At 72.9% G+C, this 19,749-nt stretch carries 13 protein-coding genes; 6 read left to right on the top strand and 7 right to left on the bottom strand.

Going from position 1 to position 19,749, the window contains the following annotated elements:
• Nucleotides 1-194: 194 nt before the first annotated feature.
• The 4 genes from ABTZ03_RS08675 to ABTZ03_RS08660 all read right to left on the bottom strand — a co-directional run bounded on the left by ABTZ03_RS08675 (nucleotide 195) and on the right by ABTZ03_RS08660 (nucleotide 3,561).
• Complete coding sequence (locus ABTZ03_RS08675; RefSeq protein WP_350512151.1) at nucleotides 195-1,061, bottom strand: NmrA family NAD(P)-binding protein; 867 nt, start codon at nucleotides 1,059-1,061, stop codon at nucleotides 195-197.
• The gene (locus tag ABTZ03_RS08670; RefSeq protein ID WP_350512150.1) at nucleotides 1,058-1,651 is read right to left on the bottom strand and encodes a hypothetical protein; all 594 of its coding nucleotides are present in this window, start codon (nucleotides 1,649-1,651) and stop codon (nucleotides 1,058-1,060) included. Before ABTZ03_RS08670 ends, ABTZ03_RS08675 begins: the two co-directional genes overlap by 4 nt.
• 114 nt (nucleotides 1,652-1,765) lie before the next feature.
• Entirely contained in the window at nucleotides 1,766-2,287 is a 522-nt protein-coding gene (locus tag ABTZ03_RS08665; RefSeq protein WP_350512149.1) for a MarR family winged helix-turn-helix transcriptional regulator, read from the bottom strand.
• A gap of 98 nt (nucleotides 2,288-2,385) precedes the next feature.
• Nucleotides 2,386-3,561: an FAD-dependent monooxygenase gene (locus ABTZ03_RS08660; protein WP_350512148.1), complete on the bottom strand. Its 1,176-nt coding sequence runs from the start codon at nucleotides 3,559-3,561 to the stop codon at nucleotides 2,386-2,388.
• A 282-nt stretch (nucleotides 3,562-3,843) separates the two neighbouring features.
• Between ABTZ03_RS08660 and ABTZ03_RS08655 the strand changes: the two genes are divergently transcribed.
• On the top strand, nucleotides 3,844-4,395 hold the full coding sequence (locus tag ABTZ03_RS08655) for a TetR/AcrR family transcriptional regulator (RefSeq protein ID WP_350512147.1): 552 nt from the start codon (nucleotides 3,844-3,846) through the stop codon (nucleotides 4,393-4,395).
• Nucleotides 4,396-4,413: 18 nt separating this feature from the next.
• On the opposite strand, the gene ABTZ03_RS08650 is transcribed toward ABTZ03_RS08655, so the two are convergent.
• Both ABTZ03_RS08650 and ABTZ03_RS08645 read right to left on the bottom strand, forming a co-directional pair.
• Nucleotides 4,414-6,750, bottom strand: coding sequence for a caspase family protein (locus ABTZ03_RS08650; protein ID WP_350512146.1), 2,337 nt, complete (start codon nucleotides 6,748-6,750; stop codon nucleotides 4,414-4,416).
• Entirely contained in the window at nucleotides 6,743-7,228 is a 486-nt protein-coding gene (locus ABTZ03_RS08645; protein ID WP_350512145.1) for an effector-associated constant component EACC1, read from the bottom strand. The genes ABTZ03_RS08650 and ABTZ03_RS08645 overlap by 8 nt, the downstream gene beginning before the upstream one ends.
• Nucleotides 7,229-7,638: 410 nt before the next feature.
• Between ABTZ03_RS08645 and ABTZ03_RS08640 the strand changes: the two genes are divergently transcribed.
• Nucleotides 7,639-9,261, top strand: coding sequence for an alpha/beta hydrolase (locus tag ABTZ03_RS08640; RefSeq protein ID WP_350512144.1), 1,623 nt, complete (start codon nucleotides 7,639-7,641; stop codon nucleotides 9,259-9,261).
• A 397-nt stretch (nucleotides 9,262-9,658) separates the two neighbouring features.
• Nucleotides 9,659-11,176 (top strand): FAD-binding oxidoreductase, encoded by a 1,518-nt coding sequence (locus tag ABTZ03_RS08635; RefSeq protein WP_350512143.1) that lies wholly within the window; start codon nucleotides 9,659-9,661, stop codon nucleotides 11,174-11,176.
• Between the two features lie 140 nt (nucleotides 11,177-11,316).
• On the opposite strand, the gene ABTZ03_RS08630 is transcribed toward ABTZ03_RS08635, so the two are convergent.
• Entirely contained in the window at nucleotides 11,317-12,051 is a 735-nt protein-coding gene (locus tag ABTZ03_RS08630) for an ABC transporter ATP-binding protein (RefSeq protein ID WP_350512142.1), read from the bottom strand.
• 404 nt (nucleotides 12,052-12,455) lie between these two features.
• On the opposite strand from ABTZ03_RS08630, the gene ABTZ03_RS08625 reads away from it, so the two are divergent.
• From ABTZ03_RS08625 to ABTZ03_RS08615, 3 genes are all read left to right on the top strand, one after another.
• Nucleotides 12,456-15,830, top strand: coding sequence for an ABC transporter permease (locus ABTZ03_RS08625; protein WP_350512141.1), 3,375 nt, complete (start codon nucleotides 12,456-12,458; stop codon nucleotides 15,828-15,830).
• The gene (locus ABTZ03_RS08620) at nucleotides 15,827-18,652 is read left to right on the top strand and encodes a hypothetical protein (RefSeq protein ID WP_350512140.1); all 2,826 of its coding nucleotides are present in this window, start codon (nucleotides 15,827-15,829) and stop codon (nucleotides 18,650-18,652) included. Before ABTZ03_RS08625 ends, ABTZ03_RS08620 begins: the two co-directional genes overlap by 4 nt.
• Nucleotides 18,653-18,755: 103 nt before the next feature.
• The gene (locus ABTZ03_RS08615) at nucleotides 18,756-19,745 is read left to right on the top strand and encodes an ABC transporter ATP-binding protein (RefSeq protein ID WP_350512139.1); all 990 of its coding nucleotides are present in this window, start codon (nucleotides 18,756-18,758) and stop codon (nucleotides 19,743-19,745) included.
• Nucleotides 19,746-19,749: the final 4 nt, after the last annotated feature.

The raw sequence follows: 19,749 nt of genomic DNA, 5'->3' as shown, positions 1-19,749 counted from the left end.
GAACTGGCCGAATCTGACGATGTGTCAGGTAATAACTGAGGCGCTGTGGCCTCGATGTGACGCATCGTCAGTCGAATTGACGGATCGTCAGGTCGATTTTCCGATAGTGATCCATGCCACAGCGAATGCTGCTCCCTTCGGGTGGCGGGCCCGGCGTTTCGGCCATCCGTCGGCCCGCCACGCCGACGGAGCCCTCAGCGGAAGTGGTGCAGGTGTTCGCCGAGGAAGTCTTCCAGCGTACGGGGGGAGCGTCCGATCAGGCGAACGAAGGAGTCGTCCGGCACCTCCTTGCGGACCACCGCGAGCTGCTGGATCTCCACCACGTGGGTGGCCAGCCAGTCCGGCATCCCGGCCCGGGTGACCAGGTGGGAGTGCAGCTCGGACGGGGTCAGGTCGAGGTAGCGGACCGGCCGGCCGAGCAGCTCGCCCAGCAGTGCGGTGAGCTCGGGGTAGCTGTACGCCCGCCCGCCGGTCAGCGGGTGGTCGCCGCCGGCCAGCTCCGGGCGGGTGAGGACCTCCGCCGCGGCTTCGCCGATGTCCCGGACGTCGACGTAGTTGCACCGGGCCTGCCCCATCGCGCCCTGCACCACACCGGCGGCGGCGATGCCGGGGGCCAGGAGCAGCAGCTTCTGCATGAAGGCGTACGGGCGCAGCACCGTGGTGGTGATCCGCAGCGAGCGCAGGCGCTCCTCGATCAGGTGGTGGCCGCGCGAGACGGCGACGGGGGAGTCCGGCTCGGCGGCGGGCGCGGACACCTTGACGATGTGCTCCACCCCGCAGGCGACGGCCGCCTCGATCGCGTTCAGCTCGTGCTGCACCTGGCGCGGGCCGTTGGCCATGGTGAGGAACAGCTGGTGGGCGCCCCGGAAGGCCCGGTGGAGGGACTCCGGGTCGGCGGCGTCGGCGGCGGCGGTGGTGGTCCGGGCGCGGGTGCGGTCGTCGAGCGCGGCGGCCAGCCGGTCGGGGTCGCGGCTGAGGGCGCGGGTCGGCGCGCCGAGGGCGGCGAGGCTGCGCAGGGTGGCGCCGCCGGTGGCGCCACCGGCGCCCATGATGACGATCATGAGGTCTGCCTTTCGGGGTGGGGTGTGCGGATGTTTTCGGGGTGGGGTGCGGCTTCGGAGTGGGACCTGGCGGGGTCGGGTGCGGGGGTGCCTTCGGCGTGGGGTGCGGGGGCGGCGGGGAGTCGGTGGTGCGGCGTGAGGGTGGGGCGGGTGGAGCGCCAGCGCCAGGTGGTGATGGTGGCGGCGATCGCCGAGGAGACCGGCAGGTCGACCGGCAGTCGGTGCGGCCAGGGGCTGTCGGCGAGTGGCGGCAGGTGCGGGAGCCAGCGCGCGGCGGCCAGGCCGACGGCGAGGCCGACTGCCGCGGCGAGCAGGCCGCAGGCGGCGGCTGCGAGGGGTTTCGGCGTGCGGGGCTCGCGGGACCTGCGGGGTGACCTGGCGCGGGCGGCCCGGCGGCGGAGCGTGGCACCGAGCGCGGCGGCCACGAGGGCGGAGGTGCCGCCGATGGTGGTGAAGGCGGCGGCGATCAGTTGCGGCTGCCGGGTGATCGCGCCGCCGAGGCCGGCGCTGACGGCGGGCATCGCGTACGAGGTCAGGACCTCCCGCCAGAGGACGAAGGGAGGGGGTGCGCCGGGGGCCTTCTTGCTCATGGGTGCTCCTCGATGGAGTGTGCTCAGCTGGCTAAGTATTAGTGCTTAGGTGGCTAACCACTGGGGCGTGAAGGGGGCGGACCGCCGCTCGGCGGCCCGCCTTCGGGGTGGGGGTCAGTCCGCGGTGAGGGCGTCGATGCCCGCGACGACCCGGGCCAGCAGGTCCAGGAAGGTGCTGCGCTCCTCGACGGTGAGGTCGCCGACCAGTGACTGCATCCGGGCGAAGTGCTCGGGGGCGAGCTCGCGCAACCTGTCGGCGCCGCGTGCGGTGAGGACCACCACGTTGCCCCGGCCGTCCTCGGTGGACGGCCGCCGGGCCACCAGGCCCTCCCGCTCCAGCCCGTCCACCAGGCCGGTCACCGTCGCCCGGGAGACCCCGAGGGTGGCCGCGAGCTGGGAGGGCGACTTCTCGCCGCCGTGGTCCTCCAGGTCGGCCAGCAGGCGGTAGCGGCCGGTGGAGAGGCCGAAGCGGCCGAAGTGCACCTCCCCGGCCTGGCCGAGTCGGGCGCCCGCCGTCATCAGTCGGGCCGCGACCAGGATCGCCTGCGGATCGGCCGTGAGGCCGTAGCGGGCGATCTGGCGGCGGGCCTGATCGAGGGTGGGGGCGGCCGGATCGACCTCGGGGCGCTGCGTCATGGAAGTAATATGGCGCCTAATCAGATGGGTCGTCAAGTCGAAGCGGAGGAACGTGCCGCAGGGGCAAGGGGGCGGGGTGGGGGTGAGCGGCAGGGGTCCTAGGCGGCGCGCGGGGCGATCCGGGGCGGCGTCCAGTCGGCGTGCTTCAGGACGGTCCGGACCATCGCGCCGGGCGGGGTGAGCCGGATCGCGGCGTTGCGCAGACCGACCGCCAGCGGGTTGGCGAGTTGCTGACCCATCCGGCCGGCCCGGCGGGCGTCGCGGGCCACGGTCTGGCTGCGCGGACGGCGGGCCGCGTCGTAGCGGGCGAGCGCGCCCTCGACCGTCCCGCCGCCGGCCACCGCCGCCGCCAGGGTCACCGCGTCCTCCAGGGCCTGGCAGGCGCCCTGGCCGAGGTGGGGCGTCATGGCGTGCGCCGCGTCGCCGAGCAGGGCGACCCGGCCCGAGACGTACGAGGGCAGCGGGGTGACCAGCTCGTTGACGTCATGGTGCAGCACCGCCTCCGGGCCGGTCGCCGCCAGGAGCGCGGGGATCGGGTCGTGCCAGCGCCCGAAGCGGCGGCGGACCTCGGTCAGCGCGTCCCGGTAGCGCACCCCGGCGGGGGCGTTCAGTACGGCGTGCCACTCGGCCCGGCCGTCCGGGAAGGCGATGTGGCCGAACTCGGCGCCGTGGCCCCAGGTCAGCTCGAAGTCGGCGGTCAGTCCGTCGACCGGGCGCTCGGTGACCGCCCGCAGCACCGTCGACCCGCTGTACACCGGCCCGGGGTGGGCGGGGAAGAGCCGGCGACGGATCCGGCTGTTGATGCCGTCGGCCGCCACCAGCAGCTCGGCCTCGACGGTGGTGTCGCCGTGCCGCACCCGGACCCGGGTCGGGTCGGAGGTGTCGACCCCGGTCGCCTCGGCGCCGATCACCAGGCACTCGGCGGGCAGCGCCTCGCGCAGGATGCGGTGCAGGTCAGCCCGGGGGATGCCGACGATCGGCGCGCCCAGCTCCCGCTCCAGCGCCCTGCCGTCCATCACGGCGAGCCGGCGGCCGTCCGGGGTGGAGGTCCCGCCGGTGTACTGCCGCCGGGAGGCCGCCTCGACGGCCTCGCCCACCCCCAGGATCCCGAGCGAGCGCATCCCGTTGGCGTGCAGCGAGATCCCGGCCCCGGCGTCGTCCAGGACGGCCGCCCGCTCGATCACGGTCACGTCCCACCCCGCCAGCCGGAGCCCGATCGCGGTCGCCAACCCGCCGATGCCGCCCCCGACCACCACCGCGCTGTTGCTGCCCATGCCCGGTCCCTTCCGTGCCGTCGTGCTGTTTTCTACATCTGTAGAAGGAATGTACTACGGGCTCACCGGAGGGAGTGGGGTGGGGGCTCGGCCTCGCTGGGGTCCCGCTGTGGCCCCGCTGCGGCCCTGGGCGGCTTCGGGTGGTCGGGTGCGCGGGGCGGGGCCGTGGCCCGGTAGAAAGGGGGGATGCGGCGAGATCAGGAGCAGAGTGGCACGGGTGGCACGGGTGGCACGGGTGGCACGGGCGGTGCGGATGGCGCGGGGAGGCCGGAGCGGCGGACCGTGCTGGCGGACGCGGCGATCGGCGTGCTGGCGGACGCGGGGGTGCGAGGGCTGACCCACCGGGCGGTGGACGCGGCGGCCGGGCTGTCCGTCGGCACCACCTCGGCCTATCTGCGGACCCGGCAGGCGCTGTTGACCGCGCTGGTGCGGCGCCTGGTCGAGCTGGACCAGGCCGAGCTGCAGGGCATGGGGGAGCGGGTGGCGATCGGTTCGGCGGAGGAACTGGTCGAGGGCATCCGGGAGTTGATGGAGCAGCGGCTGACCGGTGAGGGGCGGCGGCGCTCGCTCGCGCGGTACGCCTGCGCGGTGGAGAGCGTGCGTGACCCCGAGCTGCGGGAGATCCTGGTGCCGCGCGAGAACGCGGCCCGCGCCGTGGTGCGGGCCTTCCTCGCCGATCGGGGTGTCGCCGACCCGGACGGGCGGACCACCACCCTGCTGGCCTGCATCGACGGACTGGTCTTCGACCGCCTGGTGGGCGGGGGCACGACCGGGACCGACGAGCTCCAGGGGCTGGTGGCGGCCGCCCTGCGTGGTGCGGACGGCGCCCGGTAGCGACGGGGCTGACGGGCACTACTCGCCGATCATGACCAGACCGGCGATGCCGAAGGCGGCCCACAGCAACCCGAGGAGGGTCCACCAGGAGGTGCCGTTCATGAAGAGCATGCCCGGTCCGACCTCCCACACCGAGAACCACACGACCACGAACGCCGTTTCCCCGACTTCGGCCCGCTTCAGGACCGCGACCGTGAGCACGATTCCCGTCGCGACCAGCAGGAAGGCCAGGAACTGGCGCCAGTTGATGCTTTCCCTGACCCGGTCGGAGTGACCGGCGTGCTCGACCCGGATCACCTCCCCCTTCCAGACCTTGAGGTCCACGGTGCTGCCGGTCTCGACCGAGTCGTAGAGCGCGTGGCCGACGTCGTAGTCGCCGTTGCCCGCCGTCTCGCGGGCGACCGTCAGCGTCCAGGTGTCGCTGTCGTTGGACGTGGTGTGCTCCTTGTGCGTGACCCGGCCGGTCTCCGGCGCGATGCAGTCGGCGGTGCCGGTGCCGGCGGCTGCGGAGACGCACGGTTTGGCGCTCAGGTCGCCGACGGCCTCGGCCCGCAGGAGGTAGCCCCAGAAGACCCCGCTCCCCACGACGGCCAGGCCGATGAGGACGATCACGACCTGGGCGGGTCTGCTCCACTCCGAGGATCTGCCCGACCGGCGGCCGGGGGCCCACGTCGTGCGGGACCGCCGGGACCGGGAACGGGCCAAGCGGTGGCGCCAGGACCGGCGCGCGGTGGTGGTGGCGTGCGGGGGAGGCGGTCCGGCCGACCGGGGCCGACTCGGTGGAGTCGGCCCCGGGGCAGCCTCCTCCTCGGTGGCCGCCCCGGCTCCGACGGGCACCGGTTCCGGCACGGGCGCCGGCACGCGCCCGGTTGTCGCGGAATCCGTGGTGTCTGCGGTATCCGCGGAGACGCTCTGCGGCGGCACCCCGGGATCGCTCATCATTGCGGCCACCTGGCGGCGCAGCACCCGGAGTTCACGCTCGACCCGCTCGGCTTCGCGCCGGAGCGCGGTCAGCTCGGCTTCCGTGTCCCGGGTGTACCGGGAGGCGTGGACGAGCTGTCGGCGCTGGGCGTCGACCTTTCTGCGCAGCCGGTCCAGTTCCTCGGCGGCGAGCCGCGACCGCTGTTCCGCTTCCTCGTCGGCCGCGGCCCTGGCGAGGGCCGCAGCCTCCTGAACCCGGTCCGCCTCCTCCCGCGCCGTCACTACTTCGGCGGTGTGGGAGCGTTCACGGGCCAGGACGCCGCGCAGTTGCCTGATCTCGCGGGCCTGGGCGCGGTTGCGCTCCAGCAGCGCGGGCACCTCGCGGGGGTCGTTCGCGGTCGAGTCCTCGGCGATGGCGCGTAGTTCGGCGAGTCGGTCCCTGGTCTGCTGGTGCGGGGCGCAGTCGTGGGCGTCGAGGACGGCGAAGTAGTCCCGCAGGATCTCCTCCGAGGCGACCCAGTGGCCGCTGAGGTAGGCGTGGGCCGCGTCGGAGGAGAGGGAGAGGGCGTCGGCGAGCAGGTCCAGGTCGAGTTGCCGGCGCTCGTTGCGGGCGAGGATCTCCGCCATGGTCGAGCGGTACTCGTCGAGGGCCCGGGCGGCGGCTTCCCAGGCGGCGTTCCTGGTGAAGGGGAGGAGGTAGGAGGACTTGGTGTTGCCCTGGGTGGGCAGCGGCAGGTTGTGCCGGGCCAGCCGGGACTTCAGGTGGGGGAACAGGAAGCCGAGACTGAGCAGTTCGGGGCCGCCGAGGACGCCCTCCTCGACGAGTTCGGCGAGGTGCCGGGTGAAGGAGGTCGGGGTGGTGTTCTGTTCGGGCAGCGGTACGACGTCGGCCGTGCCTTCGGCGGCGGCCAGGGTGTAGGTGCCCTCGATGTCGAGGTGGGTGTCACCGAGGGCGCCGATGCCCGCGCCGCCGGGACCGGAGAGCGAACGGGTGGCGCGGCCGGCGTGGCAGCAGTCCAGGATGAGGATCCGGACGCGGGCGGGGCAACCGAGCAGGTTGTCACGGACCTTCTCGAACGTCAGGCTGCTGACGTCGGGTTCGGCCGGGTTGGTGTCGGTGAGCGTCAGGCACAGCTGGGCGTTCGGCCGGACCAGACCGTGTCCCGCGTAGTACAGCAGCAGGGCGCCGTCGGTGTTCTCGATCAGCCGGCGGAGGCGCGGGGCGAGTTCCTGGATGTTCTCCGGGTCCTGGATCACCGTCACTTCGTCGTCGGACCAGCCGCACAGCATCTCGTCGGTGAGGATGGCCCTCATTCGGTCGAGGCTCCTGGCCACGGCGGGCAGCTCGGTGAATTCGGGGTCGCGGTAGGTGGTGGTACCGATCAGGATGGCCCTGGAGGTCAGACCGGCTGGTAGGCCTGGCAGGTCAGGCATCGTCGTCGCTTCTGTCCCCGTCGGAGCCCGCCGCGTCGGAGCCCGCCGCGTCGGTTCCGCCTGCGTCGGTTCCGTCCGCGTCGGCGTCGGCTGCTTCGGTCGTGTCCAGGTCCGTCCCGTGCTCGGGCGTCCCGTCGAGTGCCGCGCGGAGGACCTCCTCCACCTTCCCCGGGTCGAGGTGGGTCACTTCGACCGTGGTCGTGTCGCCCCCGGGCGATCGGCTCACGGTGATCTTCACGTCCGAGCGACGGGTCCTCATCCACACCGTGAGCGACCGGGCCAGCACCCCCGCGGCGCCGGTCGTCCCCAGCGCCACTTGCAGGACTTCCACGGCGCCGCCGAGTTCGCCCGCGCCGGGTGGCCGAGTCACCGCCCTGACCCGCCCCCGGAACTCGTCCTCCTCGCGCAGCCACTCCCACAGGGCGGCGGTCTCGCCGATCGTGTCGCGACCGGCGAGCCGTATCTGAATCTCAGTCAACTTGCCCCGCTCCCAGATTCGTTGTGGTGCCATCGCGCATCATGGCAGGTACCGGGGCGATCCGCAGCCGCGAGGGGTGGGCCTGATGGCGCTGTGCCTCGGCGAGGTGCTCCGCCGGGCGCAGCCGGGGACGGCCTGTCGCAGCCGGCCGCCGAATAGCGGTCGACCCCGGGGTGTGGGTGGCGCCGGAAGCCGACGGCCCGGCCAGGTGCCGCCGGCTGGGGATCTCCGGCCTTCGGGTGAAGTGGTTGAACCAGCATCAGGTCAATCAACCGTCAAGTCGGTTCATTCACAGAATGTTTCGACCATACGCGGCATGACGATCGGATAATTTACGCCGCCACAAGGTCTTCACACGGAGATCTCCGGCTGACAGGCTGGGGCCGCCCTTTCAATACGGAGGAGGTTCCTTGTCCCGCATATCCACGTTGGCCGGAGCGGTCACCTGCGCGCTCGCCCTTGTCACCGGAACCGCTGTGGCCGCGTCGGCCGCGCCGTTCGACCAGGCCCCGGGTGCGGCGGCCGCCGAGGCGAAGGTCGACCCCGTCGACTGGAAGCCCTGCAACCCCGACCCGACCAAGCCGGACCCCGGTGGCTACGACTGTGCCGTCTACCCCGTTCCGCTGGACTACGACAACCCGTCCGGTGAGAAGGTCGGCATCGCCATGATGCGGCGGCGGGCGAGCGACCCGTCGAAGCGGATCGGTTCGCTGTTCCTCAACCCCGGTGGCCCCGGCGGCAGCGGCTACCTGTGGGCGACCACCACCCGCTTCGGCGCCGAGGTGCAGTCCAAGTTCGACCTGGTCGGCTTCGACCCGCGGGGCGTGGCCCGGAGCAACCCGCTCAAGTGCTTCAAGACCCAGGAAGAGGCCGACGCGGTCAACAACCGCATGGTGGGCGTGCCCGTCACCAAGGCCGAGGTCAACGAGACTCTGGACGCCGACCAGGACTACACCGACGCCTGCAGCAAGAACGCCGGCCCGCTGATCGAGCACATGTCGACCATCAACGTGGTGCGGGACCTGGACCGGATGCGCCGCGCCGTCGGTGACTCCCAGCTGAGCTTCGCCGGGTTCTCCTACGGCACCCTGATCGGCTCGACGTACGCCGCGATGTACCCGAACAAGGTGCGCGCGATCATCGTCGACGGCAACGTCGACCCCAACCTGCGCCTGCACAACGGCCTGGAGTACGACCGCCAGCGGGCGGGCGGCTTCGAGCTGGCCCTGGACGAGTTCCTGAAGCGTTGCCAGACCGCCGGCGCCCCGCGCTGCGCCTTCGGCGAGGGCGACACCCGCGCCAAGTTCGACGAGCTCCGCGACCACCTGCGGACCAGCCCGATCACACTGGCGAACGGCTCCAAGGTGACGCTGAGCAGCTTCACCAGCGAGGTGGCCGGCGCCCTGTACTCGCAGGCCAAGCTGGCTCCGCTGGCGAAGTCGCTGCAGGCCACCTACCAGGTGCTGCACAAGCCGGCCGCGGCCGCGCTGATGGCCCCGGCGGCCACCGTCCCGGAGGACGAGGCCAACCAGCTCACGGTGAACCTCCCGCGGGCGCTGCGTGAGGCCCCGGTCGACTCCGAGTACACCGCCGACGACTCCTACATGGGCGTCAACTGCCAGGACAAGCCGTACCCGTCGAACGACCGGGTCTTCGCCAACGTCGCCAAGGCGTGGGAGAAGGAGGCGCCGACCTTCGGCCGCTACCAGGCCTTCGACGCCCCGGCGTGCGCCAGCTGGCCGGCCCCGGCCCGGGACGCCGAGCGCTTCAGCGGCCCCTGGAACAAGAAGACCTCCAACACCGTGATGGTCATCGGCAACCTCTACGACCCTGCCACCCAGTACAAGTTCGCCCAGCGGATGCAGCAGGAGCTGGGCAACGCGGTGCTGGTCAGCGTCGACTCGATCGAGCACTGCGCCGTCGGTCGCAGCAAGGCGCTGAACACACTGGTCACCCGCTACCTGGTGGACGGCACCGCGCCGCAGCCGGGCCAGCTGCTCAAGCCCGACGCCGAGATCTTCCCGGCGGTCTGAGGGGTCTCCCCTCGAACCCGGGGGTCGCTCCCCGGAGGCTGAGGGGCCTCCCCCCGGGCGCCCGGCCGTCGAGGCCGGGACCGTGGTGGCCGACGGAACCGTCGGCCACCACGGCCGTGTCATCCGGCGGAGGTGCCGGAGGGCGCGGAGAATGCGGCAGTGGATCGTCATCGAACCTCCTGGTGGAGCGGATTCCGTCGAGTTGTCGTGGACCGTATCCGGTGCCACTGACAATCGACCTCCGGCGGGTACTCCTCCCGATCCGGACAAGGGGCCCATCGGGCACCAGAAATGACATACTGTCACACTAATTCGTAAATGAATTCCCAAAGCAGAATACGGGTGTTAGCGTGCGGCTCGCCGAACTCTCTCGGACCAGAGAAAGTGGGGGAAGGCCATGCGACACGAATTCTCCGGGCGGACGGTCCTGCCCGGCGATCCCCGTTACCGGACGCTGAGCCAGGGCTTCAACCAGCGCTGGCACAGCAGTCCCGCCCGGATTCGGCTGGTGGCCGACGAGGCCGACGCGGTGGCCGAGTTGAGCCGGGCGCTGGACGACGGGCTGCGCCCGACCGTGCGTGGCGGCGGGCACTGCTACGAGGGCTTCGTCGACAACGACCGGGGTGTGATCCTCGACCTCAGCACGATGCGCGGGGTGGCGGCCGCGACCGACAAGTTCGGTCGGCCCACGTACTGCGTCGAGGGCGGCGCCACCAACTGGGACGTCTACACCACGCTGTTCCGGGAGCACGCCGTCACGCTGCCCGCCGGGTCCTGCTACTCGGTCGGTGCGGGCGGCCACATCTGCGGCGGTGGGTTCGGGGTGCTCTCCCGCCGGCACGGGCTGACGGTGGACCACCTCGTGCAGGTCGACGTGGTCACCGTCCGGGGCGGTGCGGCGGTGACGCGGGCGCACCGGGACGACGCCGCCGGCTCGCCCGAGCAGGACCTCTTCTGGGCCCACACCGGTGGTGGCGGGGGCAACTTCGGGGTGGTGCTGCGCTACCACTTCGCGATCGGGGCGCCCGAGCCGCCGCCACGGGTCTGGATCAGCAGCGTCGCCTGGCCCTGGGCCGAACTGATCGACCGGCCGGGTGACTTCGAGACGCTGCTGACCAACTTCGGCGCCTTCCTGGCCTCGCACAGCGGACCGCGCGAGCCGGTCTACGACGGGTTGTTCGCGATCCTCAAGCTGACCCACCGCAGCAACGGGAACGTGGTGCTGTTCAGTCAGTGGGACGGCGACGACCCGGCCCCGCTGGACGACTTCGTGGCCGCCGTCGAGCAGGGGATGGCGACGCGCTCCAGGGCCCAGACCCACAGCGTCGCCGGGCTGTTCCTGCCGTACCCGGAGAAGCGGCGGCAGATGCCCTGGTTCCAGGCGACCATGACGCTCAACCCCTCGGGCGACAACCAGCGCGGCAAGTACAAATCGGCCTACCACCGCGAGCCGTTCGGCCGGGACCGGATCGCCACCTTCTGGGACTGGCTGACCAGGGACGTCCCGGGGGTGGACCTCAGCAAGACCCTGGTGCAGATCGACTCCTACGGCTGCCGGATCAACGCCCGCCGGCCCGAGGAGACGGCCGTGGCGCAGCGGGACTCGATCATGAAGCTGCAGTACCAGACCTACTGGACCGATCCGGCCGAGGACGCCGACCACCTGGAATACCTGAGCGGGCTCTACCAGGAGGTCTACCGGGACACGGGCGGCATCCCGGAGATCGACACCACGACGGACGGCGCCTACGTCAACTATCCGGACATCGATCTGGGTACGGCCGACCAGCCCGACCCGGCCTACCCGAGGCTCTACTACAAGGGCAACTATCCGAGACTGCAGCGCACGAAGGCGCATTGGGACGGAGAGGAGGTGTTCCACCACGCCCAGTCGATCAGACCGCCCCGGACCTGAGCCACGACCGACGGTGCGTTGAGCCGCGACCGTAGCCGCGACCGACGGTGCGTTGAGCCGGAGAAGGCGCGGGAAGGCGGGGAGTCCGCCCCCGCCTGGCCCGCCCTCCCCGGCCCGCCGTCGCTGCGCCGCCTGCTCCGCTACGCCGCCTGCTCCGACTCCGGCTCCACGATCCGACCGTCGTGGAGCTCGATCACCCGGTCGGCGAGCCCCATCAGCGTCGGGTCGTGGGTGGCGACCAGGACGGTGACGCCCTCGCTGCGGACCACCGCCCGCAACAGCTCCATGATCGAGCGGCCGGTCTCCGAGTCCAACTGGCCGGTGGGCTCGTCGGCGATGATCAGTCCGGGGTCGTTGGCCAACGCGCGGGCGATCGCGACGCGTTGCTGCTGGCCGCCGGAGAGCTCGCCGGGTCGCTGGTTGGCGTGGTCGGCCAGGCCGACCAGGGCCAGCAGGGTGTGGGCACGCTCCTCGCGCTCGGCCGGCGCGACCTTGCGCAGCCGCATCGGCACGCCGACGTTCTCGGCGGCGGTGAGCATCGGGATCAGTCCGAAGGACTGGAAGACGAAGCCGATCCGCTCCCGCCGCAGGGCGAGCCGGCCGTCCTCGTCCAGCCCGCCGAGGTCGATGCCGTCCAGGACGATGCTGCCGCTGGTCGGCGCGTCCAGGCCGCCGACCAGGTTGAGCAGGGTGGTCTTGCCGGAGCCGGACCGGCCCTTGAGCGCGGTGAGTTCACCCCGCTCGATCGAGAAGTCGATGCCGCGCAGGGCGTGGACGGTCCGCTCGCCGGTGCCGAAGCTGCGCCGGAGATCGGTCACGGCCACCATCGGGCCGGTGGTCGTCAGGGTGGTGTCGGCGGCCTGGTGTTGCGTCATGCGGCGTCCCCCTGTGGGCGGTGACGGTCCGGTTCTGTCCGGGCCAACGGATGTGATGGCTTCACGGGTTCAGTTTCCCGATCGGAGAATTCACGGAAAGGAGGTTCCCAGGTCAAAGGAGTGCGATGAAGCCCGAATCGTGAAGTGTGCATGGCATTTCAGAGACTCTTCCCCGGGTGGGGATGCTACCAATGCAAGGAATTTGCTCATTGCTTACTTGATTCGCGCAAGTCCCTTCCGTTCGCCGATCGAATCTGACAGCATCGTCCGCTATCCGGCGACCGAATGCCGGTGATCAATGCGCCGGTGTACCCGTGGGGTGTCCGTCCGTGGCCTGTCCGCCCGGATCGGTTCGATGGGTGGGGCCGGGATGCGACCGGGGACGCGACCGGGGGAGGAATTTGATGCTCGGCTTCGTCGTGCGCAGGCTGCGCGGGCGACTGCCGCTGGCTGCTGCCGTCCTGTTGACGGTGCTGGTCACCACGGCGGTGCTGACCGCCTTGGTGACCTTCAACAGCAGCGTCGGTCAGGCCGGTCTGCGGCAGGCGCTCCAGGGGGCGGGCCATGCCCGGACCACCGTGGTGGTGACCGCCGAACACGGCCTCGACCAGCGGCAGAAGGACGAGGAGGCACTCGCCTCCTACCGGCAGAAGCTCTTCGGCGATCTGCCGGTACGCACCGACAGTCTGCTGCGCAGCCGCTCCTACGGTCTGCCGGGCGGCGACGCCACGGCGGCCGGAGGCTCGGCGGCCGGAAGCCCGGCGGCCGGATCCTCGGCCACCGGAGCCCCAGCCACTGGAGCCCCGGGGAGCGGTCAGTCCGGTTCCGCCAAGGCCGACTTGACGGTGCTCGCCGACCTCGACCGGTCCCAGGTGCGCCTGATCGCCGGGGCCTGGCCGGGTGCCGCCACCGGGCCGGTCCGTTCCGCGGCCCCGCAGGTCGCCGTCCCGCAGACCACGCTGACCCGGCTCGGCCTGACCGCCGAGGCGCTGCCCGTGGAGGTCCGACTCGCCGACCGGTTCGACGGCTCGCCGCTGACCGTCCGGATCACCGGCGCCTACCGAGCCGTGGATCCGTCCGCCCCGTACTGGCGCATCGACCCGGTCGGCGGCCATGAGGTCCAGACCGGAGGCTTCACCACCTTCGGCCCGATGCTGGTCGACCAGAGCGCCTTCACCGCCGGCGGTCTGCCGCAGAGCAGCCGCGGTTGGCTGCTCGACGCCGACTTCGCGGGCGTCGACCAGGACAAGGCCGAGGCCATCGGTGCCCGGGCCCGGGGCCTGGGCGACGATCTGCGGAAGACTGCCGGTCTCGCCGCCACCACCGAACTGCCGGACCTGGTCAGCGAATTGTCGGCCAGCCTGATGGTCGCCCGGTCCACCCTGCTGATCGGCGCCCTGCAACTCGCGGTGCTCGCCGCGGCGGCCCTGCTGCTGGTGGTCCGACTGATCGCCACCCGCCAGGAGCGGGAGAACGAACTCCTCGCCGCCCGGGGCGCCTCCGGTGCCCGGCTCGGTGGCTTCACCGCCCTGGAGTCGGTGCTGCTCGCCCTCCCGGCCGCGGTGTTCGCGCCCCTGCTCACGCCCTTCCTGGTCCGCGTCCTGGCCGGCCTCGGCCGCTCCCACCAGGTCGCCCTGGACACCGGACTGCACTGGACGCTCTGGCCGGTGGCCGTGCTCTGCGCCCTCGGCTGCATCGTGCTGGCCACCGTGCCCAGCCTGCTGCGCGGCGCCGGTGCCGCCCTGAGCCGCCGGGCCGGCCGCCGCCAGGCACTGGTCTCCGGCATCGCCCGCAACGGCGGGGACCTCGCGGTGCTCGCCCTGGCGGTGCTCGCCTACCAGCAACTCGCCCAGTACGGCGGCGGGTTGTCCACCGACTCCTCCGGCAAGCTCGGCGTCGACCTGCTGCTGGTAGCCACCCCGACCCTGGCGCTCTGCGCGGGCACCCTGGTGGTGCTGCGCCTGCTGCCGCTGGTCGCCCGGCTGGGTGCCCGGGTGGCCGCCCGCGGCAGTGGCCTCGGCCCGGCCATGGTCGGCTGGCAGCTGGCCCGTCAGCCCGCCCGCGCCACCGGGCCGGTGCTGCTGCTGGTGATGGCCGTCGCCACCGGGGTGCTGGCACTCGGCCAGCACGCCACCTGGACCGCCTCCCAGCACGACCAGGCCGCTTTCGACACGGCCGGCGGCCTGCGGATCTACGGCTCGCACAATACGTTGATGGGTCAGGGCGGCCGCTACGGCGCCCTGCCCGGCGGCGACCGGCTGGTTCCGGTGAACCGCGAGGACCAGGCGCTGCCCAACGGCACCGGGCAGGTGGTCGCGCTGGACACCGCCGCCCTGGTCGACCGGGTCCCGCTCCGCGACGACCTGCTCGGCGGGGCCGACCGGGCGAAGACCTTCGGTACGGTCGCCCGACCGGCGCCGACCGGCGCGGCGGCCGGGGTGCCGCTGCCCGGCCGTCCGCTGCGGATCGACGCCGACCTGACCATCCGACAGGACTTCGACACCACGCCCCAGTTCCCCGGCATGCCTCCGGTGGCCGTCGTCCCGCCGGAGCTGACGCTTCTGGTGCAGGACCGGTTCGGCTACGTCCACAAGGTCGCGTTCGCCGCGCTGTCGGCCACCGGTGGGGAGCAGCGTGCCTCGGCCCCGCTGAGCGCGCTGGTCGATGCGCCGACGGGCTCCGTCGCCGCACCGCTGAGCCTCATCGGAGCGACCGTCACCTTCAGCGACCGGGCCTCGGGCGAGGTGGCCGTCCACCGGCTGGCCGTCTCGGACACCGCCGACGGACCCGCGACCGATGTCCCGGTACCGGCCGGACTCTCCTGGCGGGGCGGTGTGGTCGACGGACCGCCGCCCGACCCCAGTACCCTGCCGCTTGCCACCGTCCGGCCCGAAACGGCCGACACCGGGCGGCTGTTCACCGTCGGCTACCGGCTGGGGAGCAGCACCGACACCTCCTGGCGGGCCGTCCTCCACATCTCGGGGCCGATCGTCCCGGACGTCCTGGCCGGTGTCGCCACCCAGGACTACCTGAACCTCGTCGGTGCCCGGGTCGGGGACGTCATCCGGGCGCCGTTCGCCGCGACGCTGCTCCAGGTCAAGATCACCGGAGTGGTCCAGGCCGTGCCGGCGACCGGGCGCGACGCCCTGGTGATCGATCTGGCCACCACCGCACGGCTGTTGGCCGAGCAGGGCCGAGTGCTGCCCGCCCACGCCGAGTGGTGGCTGCCCGCCACCGGGCCGGGCGACCGCGTTCCGGCCCAGGCCGCCGCCGCCCTGCGGGGCGCCCCCGGTTCCCAGGACGTCCAGCTCGACCAGGAGGTCTCCGAAGGCATGCTCCGCGACCCGGTGGGCGCCGCCCCGCAGAACGCGCTGATGGCCATCGCCGTGGTCACGGCCCTGCTCGCCGCGATCGGCTTCGTCGCCGCCGTGGCCGGTTCCGCCCACGAGCGCGCCCGGGACTCCGCGTTGCTGCTCGCCCTGGGCGCACCGCGCAAGCAGGTCGCCCGGACCGTCGCGGCCGAACAGGCGCTGCTGGTCGGGCTCGGCGGGACGGTCGGGCTCGCCCTCGGAGCCCTGCTCGTCCACCTGATCGTCCCCTTCGCCGTGCTGACGCCCGCCGCCCGTCGACCGATGCCCGAGGCCCTGATCGAACTGCCCGTCGGCCAGGCCGTCCTGTTCGCGGCCGCGATCGCGGTCGCCCCGCTGCTGTCGGCCTTCCTGATCGGACGCCGCCGTCGAGACGTGGCCAGCCGGCTGCGCCACGTGGAGGAGATGTGACCACCCAGGCCGGCACCCACGTGCCCACCCCAGGTTCCGCCCACCGCCCCGGTCCCGCCCACCGCCCCGCGCGCTGGGTCCGCACCAGGCTGCGGGCGAACCCGCTGGCCGCGGTGCTGATGGCGGCCCTCGCCCTCGTCACCGTGTTCCTGGCGGCGGCCTTCCCCCGGCTCACCGACCGGGGTGCGGACACGGCGCTCCGGGAGTTCGTCAGCCAGGCCGGTCTCAACGCGGCCAGCCTGCAGACCACCTCCAAGACCATGGAGGACGACAAGGCCGTCGACCTCGACCGGGTGCAGCGGCAGGTCACCGAGACGGTCGGCCGGCAGCTGCCGATGGCCCCGTCGGGCCAGGCCTACGGAGCCCGCGCCCTGGTCGAGCGGGGCATGGCCAATCCGGAGTACCTCCGGATCGCGGAGAAGCACACCGATCCGACCCTCGGCCTGCTCTACCTGCACGACCTGGCCGCCCGGGCCACCCTCACCGACGGCACCTGGCCGACCCCCGGCAAGATCGGTGCACCGCTGCCGATCGTGATCAGCAAGACGGCCGCCGAGGCCATCCACATCAAGCTCGGTGACGTCATCGACAACGGCTTCGAGGGCTCGGGAACCCCGCGGACCACCGTGGTGGTCGGCCTCTACCGGGTCAACGACCCCCAGGACCCGTTCTGGGACGACCTCGGCTGCCCGGCCCGCGCCTGTCTGCGCACCGACCCCGAGCACGAACACCTGATGACCAGCGGATTCGTCGACGGCGGCAGCCTGCCCGCGCTGGCCCGTTGGGGGTCGAACGCCGAGAACTTCTGGCGGCTGCCCATCGACACCTCCGCGCTGCAGGCCGATCAGCTGGACCGCACCCGCGCCATCCTCAGCTCCTTCCTGACCGGCCGGGACGCCACCGCGATGGCCAACGACACCGGCCGCCTCGACCTGCACACCACCTCGCTCCTACCCGACCTCCTCGGCCGGGCGGACGACCGCTACCGGGCCTCGCTGCCGCTCAGCACGATCGGCCCGGCCGGTGTCGCGGGCGTCGCCACCGTGGTGCTGTTCCTGGCCGCCGCCCTCAGCACCGACCGGCGCACCGCCGAGATCCGGCTGCTCCAGGCCCGCGGCGGCTCCCGTACCGGGGTGCTGGGCCGGCTGATCGGCGAGGGCGCGGTCACCGTCCTGCCCGCCGCCGTACTCGGCACGGTGCTCGCCCTGGTGCTGCTGCCCACCGCCCGGTGGGACCGCGCGGTGCTGGCGGCCCTGATCGCGACCCTGATCGCCCTGCTGGCCTTCCCGGCCCGCGCGGCCCTGCTGTGGTCGCGGCGCCGGACGGTCGGCGGACGGCGCCGGCTGGTCGGCGAACTCGCCGTGCTGGCGGTCACCGCCGCGGCCGTGGCGGAGGTCCGGCGCCGGGGTGTCGGCACCGGCGCCGGGCTGGACCCGCTGCTGGTCGCCGCCCCGCTGCTGCTCGCCGTCACCGGCGGACTGGTGCTGGCCCGGGTCGAACCGGTGCTGGTCGGCTGGCTGTCCGCGCTGGCCGGCCGGGGCCGCGGCCTGATCGGCTTCCTCGGGCTGGCCCGGGCCGCCCGGGACAACTCGGGCCGCCGCAGGCCCTCGGTACTGCCGCTGCTCGCGCTGCTGATCGCCGTCACCACGACCGGCTTCGGCGCCACCGTGCTGGACACCGTCGAGCACGTCCGGGCCCGCGCCGCGCGCATCGCCACCGGCGGGGACATCAGCGTGTCCCTCCCGGACTACAGCACCCTGTCCGAGTCGTTCACCAAGGCCGCCGCCGCCCTGCCGGGCGTCCGGGCCTCGACCGGGGCCTGGGTCGAGCCCAAGGCCCGCTTCGTCGGCGCCGACCAGGACTACACCGAGGCCTACCTGGTGGTGGTCGAGCCGACGGCCTACGCCGAGATCGCCCGGACCCTCGGGGTCGGCGAGTTCGACCCGGCGAAGCTGGCCGGCACGCCGGGCGGCCAGACCACCCCGGTGCCCGCCCTGTTCAGCCGCGACCTGGCCAAGCGCCTGGCCGCCGGCCCGGCCGCGGTGCGCACGCCCAACGGCAACGACCTGCACACCACCGTGGCCGGGATCGTCGCCGCCACCCCGGCGCTGCCGGACCCGGGCAAGCCGTTCGTCGTCGTCCCGGCCGGTCCCGCCTGGGAGCGCCTGCCGGACGTCAAACGGGCCAACAAGTGGTTCGCCGTCGGCGACGTCGACCCCGAGCAGGTCCGGGAGACCTTGCGGAACAACGGCGGTGCCCAGCCGACCGGCCTGGCCAAGCTGATCGCGGAGAACGCCGCGGCGGCGGGCAAGGCCACCCACGGGCTGCCCGCCGGATACACGGTGCACAGCAGCCGGGAGACCACCGCCCAGCTCGCCGACGACCCGCTGCAGCACGCCGCCGAGCGCCTGTTCTGGTATGCGGCCGCGGCCGGGGCCGGGTACGCCCTGCTCGCCGTGCTGCTGACACTGTTCCGGGCCGCGCCCGACCGAACGGCCGTGCTCGCCCGGCTGCGCACCATGGGGCTGCGGCCCCGTCAGGGGCTGGCGCTGATCGTCACCGAGGCGCTGCCGCAGACCCTGGCGGCGGCGGTCGGCGGCGGCCTGGTCGCGGCGCTGGCGGTCGCCCTGCTGGGCGGTGCCTTCGACATCTCGACGCTGGTCGGCGCCAAGGTCGGGGACGCCGTCACGCCCACGCTGCTGCCGGTGCTGCTGCCCACCTTGGGCCTGGCCCTGCTGGTCGGGCTCGGGGTGGTGGTGGAGACGCTGGTCGCCGGCCGGCGCCAGATCGCCACCGAACTGCGGGCGGGGGAGCAGGCATGACAGCGGGACCAGTGGCACGGGCCGTGACCGTGCCGATCAGCCGGGCCGGCCGAACCGGCCGGACCGTTCACCTCGTTCACACCGTCGAGACAGGAGACCAGCGGTGAAGAGCATCTCCCAGGAGCAGCCGACCGCCGAGGCCCCCAGCCTCCAGGAGCTCCGGCAGCGGGCCCTCGCCGCCGCCTCGCCCAAGGCGTACGGAGCGGGCGCGGCCATCGTCTGCGACCGGCTGGTACGGATCTTCAGCGCGGAGGGGATCGAGGTCCAGGCGCTGCAGGGCCTGGAGCTGACCATCCAGCAGGGCGACCTGGTCGCCCTGGTCGGGGCCTCCGGCAGCGGCAAGTCCACCCTGCTCACCATCCTCGCCGGGCTGGACGTACCGACCGCCGGCACCGCCACCGTCGCGGGCTGCGACCTGCTGGAGATGTCCGCCAAGGAGCGGCTGCGCTACCGGCGCGAGGTGGTTGGCTTCATCTGGCAGCAGACCGCCCGCAATCTGCTGCCGTTCCTGACCGCCGCCGAGAACATCGCCCTGCCGATGCAGTTGCGCGGCCGCCGCTCCGGGGCGGTCGGCTCCAAGCAGCAGGCCGTCCGGGTGGCCGAGCTGATGGAGGCGCTGGAGATCGGGGACCTCGCCCACCGGCGACCCAGCGAGCTCTCCGGCGGCCAGCAGCAGCGGGTCGCGATCGCGGTGGGGATGGCCAACAACCCGCCGGTGCTGCTCGCCGACGAGCCCACCGGTGAGCTGGACTCCGAGACCGCGGGGGTGATCTTCGAGTCCTTCCGCACCGTCAACCGGGAGCTCGGCACCACGGTCGTGATCGTCACCCACGACCCGATGGTCGCGGGCGAGGTGCGCCGCACGGTGGCCATCCGGGACGGCCGGACCAGCAGCGAGGTGCTGCGCCGCACCGTGACCGACGAGCACGGCGAGGAGTCGGTCAACGAGCGCGAGTACGTGATGCTGGACCGCACCGGGCGGGTGCAGCTGCCGGTCAAGTTCCTGGAGGCGCTCGGCATGGAGCACCGGGTGGCGGTCGACCTCGCGGCCGACCACATCGAGGTCCGCCCGGACGACGTCACGGAGGGCTGAGCCG

Origin of the sequence: Kitasatospora sp. NPDC096077 (assembly GCF_040303245.1) — a bacterium.
Taxonomy (GTDB): domain Bacteria; phylum Actinomycetota; class Actinomycetes; order Streptomycetales; family Streptomycetaceae; genus Kitasatospora.
The sequence above is the reverse complement of the archived record's forward strand: the minus strand, read 5'-3'. Positions and strand labels throughout refer to the sequence as shown.

What these genes read in the sequence shown, in the direction of transcription:
- ABTZ03_RS08660 (WP_350512148.1), bottom strand. Translation starts at nt 3,561, where the DNA reads ATGGGCAGCAACAGCGCGGTGGTGGTCGGGGGCGGCATCGGCGGGTTG.
- ABTZ03_RS08635 (WP_350512143.1), top strand. Translation starts at nt 9,659, where the DNA reads ATGCGACACGAATTCTCCGGGCGGACGGTCCTGCCCGGCGATCCCCGT.
- ABTZ03_RS08665 (WP_350512149.1), bottom strand. Translation starts at nt 2,287, where the DNA reads ATGACGCAGCGCCCCGAGGTCGATCCGGCCGCCCCCACCCTCGATCAG.
- ABTZ03_RS08630 (WP_350512142.1), bottom strand. Translation starts at nt 12,051, where the DNA reads ATGACGCAACACCAGGCCGCCGACACCACCCTGACGACCACCGGCCCG.
- ABTZ03_RS08675 (WP_350512151.1), bottom strand. Translation starts at nt 1,061, where the DNA reads ATGATCGTCATCATGGGCGCCGGTGGCGCCACCGGCGGCGCCACCCTG.
- ABTZ03_RS08670 (WP_350512150.1), bottom strand. Translation starts at nt 1,651, where the DNA reads ATGAGCAAGAAGGCCCCCGGCGCACCCCCTCCCTTCGTCCTCTGGCGG.
- ABTZ03_RS08650 (WP_350512146.1), bottom strand. Translation starts at nt 6,750, where the DNA reads ATGCCTGACCTGCCAGGCCTACCAGCCGGTCTGACCTCCAGGGCCATC.
- ABTZ03_RS08625 (WP_350512141.1), top strand. Translation starts at nt 12,456, where the DNA reads ATGCTCGGCTTCGTCGTGCGCAGGCTGCGCGGGCGACTGCCGCTGGCT.